This window comes from Clostridioides sp. ES-W-0018-02 (genome assembly GCF_020658175.1).
GTDB lineage: Bacteria > Bacillota > Clostridia > Peptostreptococcales > Peptostreptococcaceae > Clostridioides.
The window spans coordinates 1-14,811 of record NZ_JACVVY010000015.1 but is presented as its reverse complement, the minus strand read 5'-3'; the positions used below and the strand labels follow the sequence as shown (position 1 = coordinate 14,811).

Below are 14,811 nucleotides of genomic sequence, written 5' to 3'. Positions count from 1 at the left end.
AGGATTTAGCTAATGTTATTAGAAAATTTGAGAAAAGAGGTATTACAAGCGTCTTTAGACCTTCTAAACTATAATTTAGTTACATTGACAGGAGGAAATGTAAGTGGAAGAGATGAAGAAACTGGATATATAGCAATCACACCAAGTGGAATGGATTATAGAAATCTTACACCAAGTGATATTGTTTTAATAGACATAGATGGAAATACTGTAGATGGTAAATGGAAGGCATCAGTAGATTCACCAGACCACTTATATATATATAAACATAGAGATGATATAAATAGTATAATACATACACACTCTACATATTCAAGTTGCTTTGCAATTTTAAATGAGTCTATAGAGTGTGCAAGTACAACTCTTGCAAATGAGGTAGGAGGTTCAGTTCCAGTTGCAAAATTTTCACCACCAACATCTAATCAGATGGGAAAATGTGTTATTGATGTAATAGGTGATAGGAGAGCATGTCTTTTGGCAAATCATGGAGTGATTGCAGTTGGTCCATCTGTAAAGCATGCACTTACCGCAGCTGTAATGTTAGAAGATGCAGCAAAAGTATATTATTTAGCAAAATCAATTGGGACACCAGTATTATTACCAGATGAAGAAGTTCAAAGGGCTAGAAATGTATTTTTTAATGTGTATGGTCAGGATAAGTAAATTTAACAAAACTCTCAGAATAATAAAAAACACAGATGTTCAGTAATAGTAAGGAGTTGTATTATGTTATAATAGGTTTAATGATTTAGAAAGAAGAATTTAAAGTTAAATACTATATAAACTTATTTTAATTTAAAATAAATAGTAAGATAAAATATAAAAGGAGTCTGAATTTTTATGTATTACTTATTAAACAAAAACACCAATCCTTACTTTAATTTAGCTCTAGAAGAGTATCTATTTTTAAATGAGAAATATAATGATGATATCATAATCATATGGAGAAATGAAGAATCTATTTTTATAGGAAAAAATCAAAATCCATATCAGGAGATACATTATGATGTTATTGAAAATGGTGAAATTCCCATTTTAAGAAGAATATCTGGTGGAGGTACTGTGTATCATGACTTAGGAAATATCAATATGTCATTTATACAAAAAAATAGGAATCTTCATGAAATCGATTTTTTAGAACATACTAAATTTATGCAAAGTATGCTTTTATCATTGGGATTAAATGTATCTATAACAGAAAGAAAAGATTTATTTTTAAATGGTAAAAAAATTTCTGGTTCTGCACAATCTATAAAAAGGCAAAATTCTCTTTATCATGGAACTCTTCTTTATGATTCAGATTTAAATAAATTAACTAAGTATTTAAATTCAGATAAATCAACAGAATCAAAGGCAACTAAGTCTGTTTCAAGTAAAGTTACAAATATTAATTTTCTACTCAAAAAAGATATAAACTATTTTTTAGATTATTGTGTTGATTATATAAAAAATAATATAAAAAATATAAAAGAAATTGAATTAGACGATGATGATATCAAAAGTGTATGCAATCTGGTAGAAGATAAATATAAAAAAACAGAATGGATATATAATAAAACGCCTAAGTTTCAAATAGTTTTACCAATTGACAATAGAAGGAAAATCAATTTACATGTTAATAAATGGAAAATATCAAAATGTTTTATTTCTTGTATAGATGGTATAGTAAATATGGATAAATTGATAGAAGTAGATTTTGATAAACAAGAAATAAAAAACAATATTTTAGAAAATTATCCGAATTACATAGATTTAATTAATTTAATATTCTAATACAAAACCTCTAGATTGATAAACTTGTTTTATATCAATCTAGAGGTTTAAACATTTTTTATAGATATACAAACTGTTACAAAGTTGTAAAATAAAAAGATGAAGTTATTGAAAAATCAATATAATTTGCAACAGATGCACATATTTTAGGTTAGAAAATGGATATTACCTATTTATACAACTGAAAATTTAATATATAATTAATCAGATGGTTAAAATATAAAAACATTAAAAGTTTTAATAAATGATAGGTAAAAATAAAATACGAGGTGATACCATGTATAGTGTTATAATTGTTGCGGCAGGAAGTGGAAGGAGAATGAACTTAGACGTAAATAAGCAATTCATAAAATTAAGAGAAAAAGAAATCATAGCGCATACAATTCAAGTTTTTTACGAAAATATAAATATAGATGAAATTGTGGTATGTATAAAAAAAGAAGAGGAAGATTTTTTTAAGGAAAATATAATAAATAAATATAACTTTAAAAATATAAAAATAGCATATGGCGGAAAAGAAAGACAAGACTCAATATATAATGGATTAAAAAAACTAGATAAAAATTGTGATATAGTACTTATTCATGATGGAGCGAGACCTTTTGTAGACCACAGAATAATAAATGAATCTATAAAAATGGCTAAAGAAAAAAAGGCCGTAGTTGTAGGTGTACCAGTAAGTGATACTATAAAAATAGTATCTGATGGTACAGTACAAGAAACTCCAGAAAGAAGACTATTGTGGGCGGCACAAACCCCTCAAACTTTTGAATATAATCTTATAATAAATGCTTACGAACAAGCGTATAAGACTAACTATTATGGAACAGATGACTCAATGCTAGTAGAAAATATAGGGCAAAGTGTTACGATGGTAATGGGTTCTTATGAAAATATAAAAATAACGAGTCCAGAAGATTTAAATATAGCAGAACAAATATTAAACATGGAAAAAAGAGATGAAGTGAATAGTAGAAGGAGAATTATATGAGAATAGGATTGGGATATGATGTACACAAATTGGTAGAAGAAAGAAAACTTATAATTGGTGGAGTAGAGATACCACATGATAAGGGCTTACTAGGTCATTCTGATGCTGATGTATTGATACATGCAATAATGGATTCTATTTTGGGGGCACTAGCTTTAGGCGATATAGGTAAGCATTTCCCAGATACAGATAAAAAATATAAGGGAATAGATAGTATGAAATTACTAGAACATGTATATAATCTAATAACAAGCAAAGGGTATAAAATTGGAAATATAGATAGTACTATAATTGCTCAAAGTCCTAAGATGGCTCCCCACATTGAGAATATGAGAAAAAATATATCAAAAGTTTTAAATACAGATATTGAAAACATAAATATAAAAGCAACTACAGAAGAAGGTCTTGGTTTTACAGGTGCAAAACAAGGAATAGCTTCACAAAGTATTTGTTTATTATTATTGACAAGTCAGAATAATTAATATATTATTAGTAATAAGTTTAATGGATATCAAATAATAGGCCTATATAGAATATCTATAATATGTGAATTTAAGTAAAATTAATATAAATATAAAATTAGCTATGATAAAGAAATAGTAAAATGATGAAATCTTCACAGAGAGAAAACAGAGGTGAGAGTTTTCAAGAGGAAGTCTTTGAACCTGTCTTTTAGCTTAAAGGTATAAAAATCTTTACGGTAGGAACCGTTACATTCCCTAAAGAGAGCTATTTATATAGCTAACTAGAGTGGTACCGCGGAAATCAAACCTTTCGTCTCTATACTTGTATAGAGATGAGAGGTTTTTTATATTTTCAGGAAAACAATATTCAGGAGGAATTTATTAATGAAAATGTCTAAAATGTTTATGCCAACATTGAAGGAGATTCCAGCAGATGCTGAAATTACAAGCCATCAATTAATGGTAAGGTCAGGAATGATAAAAAAAATGACTTCAGGGGTTTATAATCAATTACCAATGGGGTTAAGGGTATTTAAAAAAATTGAGCAAATAATTAGAGAAGAATTAAATAAAAAAGATTGTCAAGAAATACTATGTGCGGCTTTACTTCCATCAGAATTGTGGAAAGAATCTGGAAGATGGACTGCTATGGGTGCAGAAATGTTTAGGTTAAAAGATAGAACAGAAAGAGAGTACTGCCTTGGGCCAACACATGAAGAAGCTTTTACTGACATAATAAGACAAGAGATTACTTCATATAAACAATTACCACTTAATTTGTATCAAATACAAGTTAAGTATAGAGATGAGAGAAGACCAAGATTTGGTGTTATGAGAACTAAGACTTTTACAATGAAGGATGCATACAGTTTTGATGTAGATGAAGCAGGATTAGATAAATCATATCAAGATATGTTTGATGCATATGTAAGTATATTTGATAGATGTGGATTAGATAACAGTCCAGTTCAAGCAGATTCAGGAGCTATAGGAGGTTCTACATCAGCTGAATTTATGGTTAAATCAGAAGTTGGAGAAGATGAAGTTGTATTCTGTAGTGGATGTGATTATGCAGCTAATGTAGAAAGAGCAGAGTCTTGTAATGCAGTATCAGAAAAAGAAGAAATGAAGGAATTAGAAGAAGTTCATACACCAGGAGCAGCTACAATAAAAGAATTAGAAGAATTCCTAAATGCTTCTCCAGATAAATTTGCTAAGACTTTAGTATATGAAGCAGATGGGAAAACAGTTGTAGTTGTTGTAAGAGGAGATAGAGAGGTTAATGAAGTTAAAGTATCTAATGCAATAGGTTCTGTTATAGAATTTGCACTTGCTACAGACGACGTTGTAAGAAAAGTAACTAATGCAGAGGTTGGGTTTGCTGGACCAATAGGAGTAAATGCTGATTATGTCTTTATAGATAAAGAAATTGTTGAGCAAAGAAATATAGTTGTTGGAGCTAATAAGACTGAGTATCATATAAGAAATGCTAACTATGGAAGAGATTTTGAGGGTATAGTTGGAGACTTTAGAAATGTTCAAGAAGGTGACAAATGTATAGTATGTGGTAAACCTCTTGAAATAGCTAGAGGTGTTGAAGTAGGACATATATTTAAGTTAGGAACTAAATACTCAGAAGCTATGAATGCAAACTTTATTGATAGAGATGGTAAATCAAAACCTATAATAATGGGATGCTATGGCATAGGTGTAGAAAGAACAGCAGCAGCTATAATTGAGCAACATAATGATGAAAAAGGTATAATTTGGCCTTTATCAGTAGCTCCATATCATGTTGTGATAGTTCCAGCAAATATGAAAAATGAGGAACAAATGTCATTAGCTGAAAAGATATATAATGATTTACAAGATATGGGTGTAGAAGTCTTGTTAGACGATAGAGATGAAAGAATTGGTGTTAAATTCAATGATTCAGAATTAATAGGAATACCTATGAGAATTACAGTAGGTAAAAATATTGATGAAGGTAAAGTAGAATTTAAACTTAGATACGAAGAAGATAAAGAATTAATTAAAATAGAAGAAATAAGTGAAAAAGTAAAAGCAGAATTTATCAAAAACAATGTTAAGTTAGGATAATAATTTAAAGAAAGCTACTGTATAGATAATCAGAGTTGTACTTTATAAATGCCCTTTTATCTATATAAAAAGATAAAAGGGTGTTTTTGTATAAAAACATAATAAATGAGGAGGTAATTAAGATGGCAAAAAATGAAAAACAATTTGTTGAAGAAATAACAAAGATGGAAGATGATTTTCCACAATGGTATACAGATGTTATAACTAAGACTGATTTAGTTGATTATGCACCAGTAAAAGGATTTATGGTTGTAAAACCATATGGATATGCTTTATGGGAAAAAATGCAAGAATTTATGGATAAAAAATTCAAAGAAACTGGACATAAAAACTGTTATTTTCCATTATTGATACCAGAAAGTTTATTAAACAAAGAAGCAGAGCATGTTGAGGGGTTTGCTCCAGAAGTTGCATGGGTAACACATGGAGGAAATAAAAAACTAGAAGAAAGACTATGTGTAAGACCTACTTCAGAAACTATAATATGTACAATGTATGCTAAATGGCTAAAATCATATAGAGAGTTGCCATATCTTTATAATCAATGGTGTTCAGTTGTTAGATGGGAAAAATCAACTAGACCTTTCTTAAGAACATCTGAATTCTTATGGCAAGAAGGTCATACATTACATGAAACAGCAGAAGAAGCACAACAAGAAACAATACAACAATTAGAAATATATAAAGCTTTATGTGAGGAATTGCTTGCAATGCCAGTTGTATCTGGTCAAAAAAGTGAAAGTGAAAAATTTGCAGGTGGTGAGAGAACATACACTATAGAAGCTATGATGCATGATGGGAAAGCATTACAATCAGGTACAAGTCACTTCTTAGGACAACACTTTACAAAAGCGTTTGATATTACTTTTGCAGATAGAGAAGGCAACTTAGCTAATCCATATCATACATCTTGGGGAGCATCTACAAGACTTATAGGTGGGCTTATAATGACTCATAGTGATAATAGAGGCTTAGTATTACCACCAAGAGTAGCTCCAATACAAGTTGTTATAGTTCCTATAGCTGCTAAAAAAGGCAATGTAATGGAAACTGTTGATAAAATATATGCAGATTTAAAAGCTAAAGGAGTAACAGTAGAGGTTGATGATAGAGATAACTATACAACTGGATGGAAATTTAATGAGTGGGAAATGAAAGGTGTACCAATAAGAATTGAAATTGGACCAAAAGATATAGAAAATAATCAAGCTATGATATTTAGAAGAGATACTCTAGAAAAGAGTGCTATGCCTTTAGAAGGATTAGCTGATGCTGTATATGATTTATTTGATATTATACACAATGATATGTTTGAAAGAGCAAGAAAACATAGAGAAGATAACACATCTGTAGTTGAAAATATGGATGAATTTAGAACAGCTTTGGAAGAAAAACCAGGATTCATAAAAACTATGTGGTGTGGAGATGCTGAATGTGAGGCAAAGGTTAAGGAAGAAACAGGGGCAACTATAAGATGCTTACCTTTTGAACAAGAAAACTTAGGTCACAAGTGTGTATATTGTGGAAAAGAAGCAGAGCATATGGTAGTAATGGCAAAAGCATACTAGAATCATATATTTAAATAAATGTAAAAACAAAAAACTGGGATGTAAAGTATTTAATACTTTACATCCCAGTTTTTTGTTTTTTACTATTCGGTTAAGATTAATAATAATTTTAATATAATTATCTAAATTTACTTTATTCTTATGGTAGAATATGTAATATATGTGCCTAAAAAATAAAGGAGTATGCTAAGATGATTAATAAATGTATAAAAAAAACATTGAATATTATTGTTATCACAATTATCGGCTCTTTTTTACTTGTTTGCATATTGATGTGGGTTTCAGTTTATTTATCCAATGCTACAAAGGAATTTAATGAATATTGGGACATCAAAATACCTTCACCCAGTGAGGAAAAGGTAGTATTAATATCAGAAGAAAGCTTCCTTGGAGATGGAGAAAGTTTTATTATTTATAAATATTCAGATACTAAATTTGATAAAATAAAAAACTTACATATAGGTAATAGTATAGATGATAAAAATATAAATAATATAAATGAGCAGGTTAAAAATTTTAAAAGTAAAACTTTATCTTTAAGTGATGTTAAAGACGATTCTAATCATAAGAAACATATAGAAGAAGCATTTAGAAATTATCCTATAAAAACATCCATAGGTGATAACTATTTGCATGTAAAAAAAGAGGATGGAAGTGAACTACTTTTGATTGTTAGAAATTATGAAAGAAAAATATATATATTACAGATGATAATGTAGAAAGAGAATATAGATTTAGGAGTTTAAATGTTATGAAATTTACAGTAGATGTATTTTTGATTTTTCAAATTATAGGAACTATATTACTATTTTTGATAGCACATTTATTGTATAGATTTCTAAAAAATTGATAATAAGCATTTATGAATAGTTATAAATAATACCTTTAATTTTTGGAAAAATAAATGGATTAAAAGAAAGATTTATGAAATTAAATCTAGTATTTTCTGATATAATAAACATGTGTATTTTTGAATAAAAAGGATATTATTATTAAGTTTGATTAAAAATAAACTTGCAAAACAATGTACTAGTTTAATATTATAGTTATATTGAATAAAATATCAGGAGGAAGTAAAAATGAATATAAGAGTAAGGTTTGCACCAAGTCCAACAGGATTTGTACATATAGGTAGTTTAAGGACTGCTTTATATAACTATTTATTTGCAAAGAAAATGGGCGGAGAATATATATTAAGAGTAGAAGATACAGACCAAAGTAGATTGGTAGAAGGTGCTATAGAAAATATGCTTAATGCTATGAAATGGGCTGGCGTCAATCATGATGAGGGAGTTATATTAGATGATAATGAAAAAGTAATACAAAAAGGAGAATATGGACCATATATTCAATCTCAAAGATTAGATATATATCAAGAATATATAAAACAACTTTTAGATAGTGGAAAAGCTTATTATTGTTTCTGTACAAAGGAAAGATTGGATGAAGTAAGAGATGCTCAAAAGGCAGCAGGAGAAACTGCTAAATATGATGGTCACTGCAAAAACTTATCTAAAGAAGAGGTAGAAGCTAATATAAAAGCAGGAGTGCCATATGTTATAAGATTAAAATTACCAGAAAATCATATAATTAAATTTACTGATTTAGTTAGAGGAGACATGGAATTCAATACTAATGATTTAGATGACCAAGTTTTGATGAAAACAGATGGATTCCCAACTTATCATTTTGCAGTAGTGGTAGATGATTATCTAATGAAAATTACACATGTTATAAGAGGAGAAGAGTGGGTATCATCTACTCCAAAACATGTTTATTTATATGAAGCATTTGGATGGGAAGCGCCAGTATTTGTACATTTACCAAATATACTTAATAAAGAAAAGAAAAAATTAAGTAAGAGACAAGGTGATGTAGCAGTTGAAGATTTTAAGAAAAAAGGATATTTACCAGAAGGATTAGTAAACTATGTAGCATTAGTTGGTTGGTCTCCAGAAGATAATCAAGAGTTATTTACAATGGAAGAGTTAGAAAAAGCTTTCTCTGTTGAAAGAGTATCTAAAAGTGGAGGAGTATTCGATACTGAAAAGTTAAACTGGGTTAATCAACATTATATAAAAGACGGTGATGATGCTTACCTAACAGATTTAGCTATACCATTTTTAATAGAAGATGGGTTTATAACAGAAGCAGAAGCTACTAGTAAGTATGAATTTTTAAAGAGTATGATATCAGTGCTTAAAGAAAAATTACAATATGTAAAAGAAGTTACTGAGCATGCGAGTATATTCTTTGGAGATAATGTAGAGATAGAAACTGAAGAAGGAAGTGACTTCCTAAAATTAGAACATATACCTACTTTAATAGATGCCTTACAAGAAAAAATAGAAAAAGCAGAAATATTAAATGCTGAGTTTGGTCAAACAATGCTTAAAGAGATACAAAAAGAGTATAAAATAAAAGGGAAAAATTTATTTATGGGGTCAAGAATAATTTTGACAGGACAAATGCATGGCCCAGATTTACCAAAAGTAATGGAAGTTTTAGGAAAAGAAACTTGCTTAAATAGAATAGCTTATGTAAAAAATCATATATTATAGTCATAAAAGTCCGCTAATTTAGATGCGGACTTTTTTTGTGTTAGTATTTGGTGAAAAGATATGGCTAACAAAATGAAGGTATTTAGGTCAATAAATTTAATATATAAAAAGCAAAGCAAAAATATAAATAAAATATGAATAATAAACTAATAAAAATATTAAGCATAGAAGAAGGTAATCTATTATTTTAGTTTGATTTAATTATTAAGGGGGTAATTACTATGTATAGTAATATTGATGATGTTAAAAAGGAATTAAAGGAGCTATGCTTAGAATATGTTACAATTTTAGAAAAGTTAAAAGACGAAAAAATGATTACAGAAGAGACTTTTGAAAAATGTTCTTCTCAAAAAAAGATATTTTTAGAGGAACAATAGAAAATAGTGATAGTATTATTATGTAATTTGAAGGATAGTATGAAAAATGATAGTAGTACTATTATTTATTGCAATTTTCAACTATAATATAATATATGATGTTAAGAAAATAATTTATAAAAATACAGTGAGGTGATGAGTGTGAAAGTTTATAATACATTAACTAGAGCAAAAGAAGAATTTGTTCCATTAGAAGAAGGAAAGGTAAAAATGTATGTGTGTGGTCCAACAGTTTATAACTATATCCACATAGGTAATGCAAGACCATTTATAATATTTGATACTCTAAGAAGGTATTTAGAGTATAGAGGATATGACGTAACTTATGTACAAAACTTTACAGATGTTGATGACAAGATTATAAATAGAAGCCACGAAGAAGGAATATCTCCAGAAGAAGTTGCTACTAAATACATAAAAGAGTATTTTGTAGATTGTGATGGATTAGGAATTAAGAGAGCTACTGTTCATCCTCAAGTTACAGATAATATACAACAAATTATAGATTTTATAAAAGAATTAGAAGATAAAGGATATGCATATGCAGTAAATGGCGATGTATATTTTGATACAAATAAATTTGAAGGATATGGAAAACTTTCAGGCCAAAAACAAGAAGACTTAGAGGCTGGATCTAGAATTGAAGTTAATGACCAAAAAAGACATCCTATGGATTTTGTTCTTTGGAAAGCAAAAAAAGAAGGAGAACCAGGATGGGAGAGTCCTTGGGGAGAAGGTAGACCAGGGTGGCATATAGAATGTTCTGTTATGTCTAAGAGATACTTAGGTGAGACAATTGATATACATGCAGGTGGTCAAGATTTAACATTCCCACACCATGAAAACGAAATAGCACAAAGTGAAGCTAGAAGTGGAAAAACATTCTCAAAATATTGGATGCATAATGGATATATAAATATAAATGATGAAAAAATGAGTAAATCAAAAGGGAATTTCTTTACAGTAAGAGATATATCAAAGCTATATGATTTAGAAATAGTGAGATTTTTCATGTTATCAGCACATTATAGAAATCCAGTAAACTTTAGTGATGAAATGTTAAATCAAGCTAAAGCTGGTCTTGAAAGATTGTATAATACCAAAGAAAAATTAGAGTTTACATTAAGTAATTTAAAAGAATCATCTCTAACAGAAAAAGAAGTAGAGCTTGTTAAAGAATTAGATAACTTTAGACAAAGATTTATAGATGCTATGGATGATGATGTTAATACAGCAGATGCAGTAAGTATTATATTTGAATTGGCTAAGTTGATAAATTCTAATGTAGACGAAAATTCTTCTTTAGAGTTAGCTAAGAAGTGTTTAGATGAATTTAATGAGCTTACAGGAGTATTGAATATTGTAAATAAGAAAAAGGATACTGTGCTAGATAAAGACATTGAAGAATTAATACAAAAGAGAACTGACGCAAAGAAAAATAAAGAATTCCAATTAGCGGATGATATAAGACAACAATTATTAGATATGGGAATTGTACTAGAAGACACAAGACAAGGTGTTAAGTGGAAAAGGGTATAAAAATGGAAAAAACTGAATTAGTTACTATGTCACCACTAGTTTTAGCATATTTAGGTGATACAGTGTATGAGACATATATAAGAGAACACTTGATTAGACAAAATACACAGCGAAAAGTTAATGATTTGCATAAGTTAGCCATAAAGTATGTAAAGGCTAAAGCTCAAGCATCAATAATTCATGAAATCGAAAGTGAATTAACAGAGGAAGAGAGTAAAATTTATAAAAGGGGAAGAAATCAAAAATCAAACACTTCTCCTAAAAATGCAGATATTATAGACTATAAACATGCAACTGGATTTGAAGCATTAATTGGATATTTGTATTTGAATAATGAAATAGAGAGACTTCAATATATTATCAATAAAGGAATTAAAATTATTGAAAGAGATATGTAAATATTAAAGAGTGTTGTCTTAATAATAATTAATAAGGCAACACTTTTTTTATAACTAATGTATAATAAATATATAGAAATTAGTAATAAGAAAGGACAAAAATTTATGAAAGTAAAATTAATATCACATACACCTGAACCCGAAAAAGTAATAGCTATGGCAGCTAAGTTATGTTATTCACCAGTTGGGACAGACGAAATAGAAAAAGACTTAACAGAAGAAAGTATAGAAAAATTTTTAAATATGTTATTAAATATAGGGCATGGTTCAATATTAGAACATGCATCTTTTACGTTTTCAATAGAAGGTATTTCAAGAGCTTGTTCGCATCAAATTGTTAGACATCGTATAGCTAGTTTTTCACAACAAAGTCAAAGATATGTTAAATTAGACCAATTTGAGTACATAATTCCTCCTGAAATAGATAAAATAGAAAAAGCAAAAGAGTTATTTGTTAACTCAATGAAAAAGGACCAAGAAGATTATGACAAATTAGTGGAGATATTATTTGATAAGCATTATGATGAACTAATAAAAGAAGGAAAAAATGAGAAAACAGCAAAGAGACAAGCTGAGAAAACAGCAATAGAGGATGCTAGATATGTATTTCCAAATGCATGTGAAACAAAAATGGTATTTACTATAAACGCTAGAAGTTTATTTAATTTCTTTGAACATAGATGCTGTGAAAGAGCACAATGGGAAATAAGAAACTTAGCTGTAGAAATGTTAAGAGAAGTTAAAAAAGTTGCTCCTATATTATTTAAAAAGACTGGTCCAAGCTGTGTAAATGGAAGTTGTCCAGAAGGAACTATGACTTGTGGTGATATAGTTCAAGTTAGAGAAAAATTTAAATCCTTGTAGGTGGTGAATAGTTTGGCAAGTATTGAAGGAAGAAATCCTGTAATAGAAGCTATAAAGAGTGATAGAGAAATAGACAAAATATTAATTGCAAACTCAGCTAAAGAAGGTTCAATTAAGAAAATAATAGGAATGGCCAAAGAGAAGAATATAATTATACAATATGTTGATAAACATAAGTTAGATGAAGTAAGCACAAGTCATTCGCATCAAGGTGTAATAGCTTATGCAAGTGAATATAAGTATTATGAATTAGATGAGTTAATAGACTCAGTAAAAGGTAAAAATGAAGACCCATTTTTTATTATACTAGATGAAATAACAGACCCACATAACTTAGGTTCAATAATAAGGACAGCAGATGCAGTAGGAGCACATGGAGTTATTATCCCAAAAAGAAGGTCTGTGCACATAACTCCTGTAGTTACAAAAGCTTCTGCTGGAGCTGTAGAGTATATGCCAGTTTGTAAGGTAACCAATATAGTCAATACAATAAAAAGACTGAAAGATGAAGGGCTGTGGATTGCAGCTGCTGATATGGATGGAGAAACTTTTTATAAACAAAATCTTACAGGACCTCTAGGTGTAGTAATTGGAAGTGAAGGTTTTGGAATATCTAGATTGGTTAAACAAAACTGTGACTTTATAGTAAAAATGCCCATGATAGGTAATGTTACATCTTTAAATGCATCTGTAGCAGGTGGTATACTTTTATATGAAATATTCAGACAAAGACTGGATAAAAAGTAAATAAGCATGAGAAGAAACATAAATCACTACTTAATAATAGATGGCTATAATATTATAAATGCGTGGGATAATTTAAAAGAACTGGCGAAAGAGGATTTAGAGGATTCTCGAGAAAAACTTATTGATGATATTATAGAATTTTCTGAGTTCATGGGATATAAGACTATAATAGTTTTTGATGCTTATAATGTTAAGAATTCCCGAGAAAAAGTTGAAAAAAGAAAACACATAACAATAGTTTATACAAGAGAGCACCAAACAGCGGATAGTTATATAGAAAAATTTATAACTTCTCTATCAAAATATGATGATGTAAAAGTAGCTACTAATGACTATGCAGAGCAACAAATGATTTTAGGAAAAGGTGCTATGAGAATGTCTGCTAGAGAATTAAAGTTAGAATTAGATCGTTCCAAGAATAAAATGAAGGAAAAAAATAGCGGTTTAAGGAAAAAAATTCAGCGAAATTGGTTGGAGGAAAGGTTAGATGAAGAAACATTGTCGAAACTTGAGAACATTCGTAGAAAGCGTTGAAATTACTAGGTTCTTTAGACTATAATATACCTATAAATTTGTTTTATATATGGGGGAGATTTACATGTTGGTAGCAAAAGAAAAAAGTTATGAGTTAATAGACAATTGTCAGCAAGATGAGTATAACATTGTATTAAGAGCAAGTGAAGGGGATAAGATAGCACTAGAGTATATTATTACCAAATACAGAAATTTTGTAAAGGCAAAAGCAAAGTCATATTTTTTAATTGGAGCAGATAAAGAAGATATAATACAAGAAGGAATGATAGGCCTTTATAAGGCAGTTAGAGATTTTGATGGAAGTAAGACAAATTCATTTAAATGTTTTGCAGAGATATGTATAACAAGACAAATAATAACTGCTATAAAAACTGCAACAAGACAAAAACATATACCTTTAAATTCATATGTTTCTTTGAATAAACCAATATATGATGAAGAGTCAGACAGAACACTTTTAGATATAATAGCTACAAGTATAGTAACAGATCCAGAAGAACTTATAATTAGTAAAGAAAAATTAAAAAATATAGAATCAAAGATGAACGAATTATTAAGCGACTTGGAATTGGAAGTCCTAGAATTGTATTTGAATGGAAAGTCATACCAGTTCATAGCGGACAAACTTAAAAGAGATGTAAAGTCAATAGATAACGCTTTACAAAGGGTTAAGAGAAAATTAGAAAAACATCTTGAAAACAGAAATGATTAATAGTAAAATACTTACCATAAGCTTATTGTGAGCAAAATTAATTTATATCGAAAGATAAGGGAGGAAATTCAAAATGGCTAAAGCTAAATACGAAAGAACAAAACCTCATGTTAATATAGGGACAATAGGACACGTTGACCACGGTAAAACTACATTAACAGCAGCGATAACAAAAACATTATA

16 protein-coding genes and 1 other annotated feature are annotated in these 14,811 nt (G+C 28.9%); all 16 genes read left to right on the top strand.

All coding sequences use genetic code 11. The features are described from left to right. Positions 1-12: 12 nt before the first annotated feature. Entirely contained in the window at positions 13-663 is a 651-nt protein-coding gene (locus tag IC219_RS19285) for a class II aldolase/adducin family protein (protein WP_227483627.1), read from the top strand. A 177-nt stretch (positions 664-840) separates the two neighbouring features. Next, positions 841-1,773 carry a lipoate--protein ligase gene (locus tag IC219_RS19280; RefSeq protein WP_227483628.1) on the top strand — a complete coding sequence of 311 codons (933 nt, stop codon included), beginning with the start codon at positions 841-843 and terminating at the stop codon, positions 1,771-1,773. Positions 1,774-2,050: 277 nt separating this feature from the next. Next, positions 2,051-2,764: a 2-C-methyl-D-erythritol 4-phosphate cytidylyltransferase gene (gene ispD, locus IC219_RS19275; RefSeq protein ID WP_227437077.1), complete on the top strand. Its 714-nt coding sequence runs from the start codon at positions 2,051-2,053 to the stop codon at positions 2,762-2,764. Further along, positions 2,761-3,246 (top strand): 2-C-methyl-D-erythritol 2,4-cyclodiphosphate synthase, encoded by a 486-nt coding sequence (gene ispF, locus IC219_RS19270; protein WP_227831907.1) that lies wholly within the window; start codon positions 2,761-2,763, stop codon positions 3,244-3,246. Before ispD ends, ispF begins: the two co-directional genes overlap by 4 nt. 94 nt (positions 3,247-3,340) lie before the next feature. Beyond that, positions 3,341-3,549, top strand: a binding site (T-box leader). A 63-nt stretch (positions 3,550-3,612) separates the two neighbouring features. Then, a complete protein-coding gene (locus IC219_RS19265) occupies positions 3,613-5,328 on the top strand; it encodes a proline--tRNA ligase (protein ID WP_227437074.1) in 1,716 nt (571 codons plus the stop codon). Positions 5,329-5,450: 122 nt separating this feature from the next. Further along, the gene (gene proS, locus IC219_RS19260) at positions 5,451-6,896 is read left to right on the top strand and encodes a proline--tRNA ligase (protein WP_227831906.1); all 1,446 of its coding nucleotides are present in this window, start codon (positions 5,451-5,453) and stop codon (positions 6,894-6,896) included. 191 nt (positions 6,897-7,087) lie between these two features. Beyond that, the gene (locus IC219_RS19255; protein ID WP_227831905.1) at positions 7,088-7,615 is read left to right on the top strand and encodes a hypothetical protein; all 528 of its coding nucleotides are present in this window, start codon (positions 7,088-7,090) and stop codon (positions 7,613-7,615) included. 360 nt (positions 7,616-7,975) lie between these two features. After that, positions 7,976-9,457: a glutamate--tRNA ligase gene (gltX, locus tag IC219_RS19250; RefSeq protein WP_227437069.1), complete on the top strand. Its 1,482-nt coding sequence runs from the start codon at positions 7,976-7,978 to the stop codon at positions 9,455-9,457. Between the two features lie 221 nt (positions 9,458-9,678). After that, positions 9,679-9,834: a hypothetical protein gene (locus IC219_RS19245; protein ID WP_003421202.1), complete on the top strand. Its 156-nt coding sequence runs from the start codon at positions 9,679-9,681 to the stop codon at positions 9,832-9,834. Positions 9,835-9,975: 141 nt separating this feature from the next. Beyond that, the gene (gene cysS / locus IC219_RS19240; RefSeq protein WP_227831904.1) at positions 9,976-11,373 is read left to right on the top strand and encodes a cysteine--tRNA ligase; all 1,398 of its coding nucleotides are present in this window, start codon (positions 9,976-9,978) and stop codon (positions 11,371-11,373) included. 2 nt (positions 11,374-11,375) lie between these two features. After that, positions 11,376-11,771: a Mini-ribonuclease 3 gene (locus IC219_RS19235; protein ID WP_227437065.1), complete on the top strand. Its 396-nt coding sequence runs from the start codon at positions 11,376-11,378 to the stop codon at positions 11,769-11,771. Between the two features lie 105 nt (positions 11,772-11,876). Beyond that, positions 11,877-12,635: an FAD-dependent thymidylate synthase gene (thyX, locus tag IC219_RS19230; RefSeq protein ID WP_227831903.1), complete on the top strand. Its 759-nt coding sequence runs from the start codon at positions 11,877-11,879 to the stop codon at positions 12,633-12,635. Positions 12,636-12,647: 12 nt separating this feature from the next. Then, a complete protein-coding gene (gene rlmB, locus IC219_RS19225) occupies positions 12,648-13,382 on the top strand; it encodes a 23S rRNA (guanosine(2251)-2'-O)-methyltransferase RlmB (protein WP_227437061.1) in 735 nt (244 codons plus the stop codon). 6 nt (positions 13,383-13,388) lie between these two features. Further along, complete coding sequence (locus tag IC219_RS19220; RefSeq protein WP_227437059.1) at positions 13,389-13,916, top strand: NYN domain-containing protein; 528 nt, start codon at positions 13,389-13,391, stop codon at positions 13,914-13,916. A gap of 64 nt (positions 13,917-13,980) precedes the next feature. Then, a complete protein-coding gene (sigH, locus tag IC219_RS19215) occupies positions 13,981-14,628 on the top strand; it encodes an RNA polymerase sporulation sigma factor SigH (RefSeq protein ID WP_227483631.1) in 648 nt (215 codons plus the stop codon). 73 nt (positions 14,629-14,701) lie between these two features. Then, positions 14,702-14,811: GTP-binding protein (locus IC219_RS19210; protein WP_131072429.1), on the top strand; the 110-nt coding region annotated here is incomplete at its 3' end.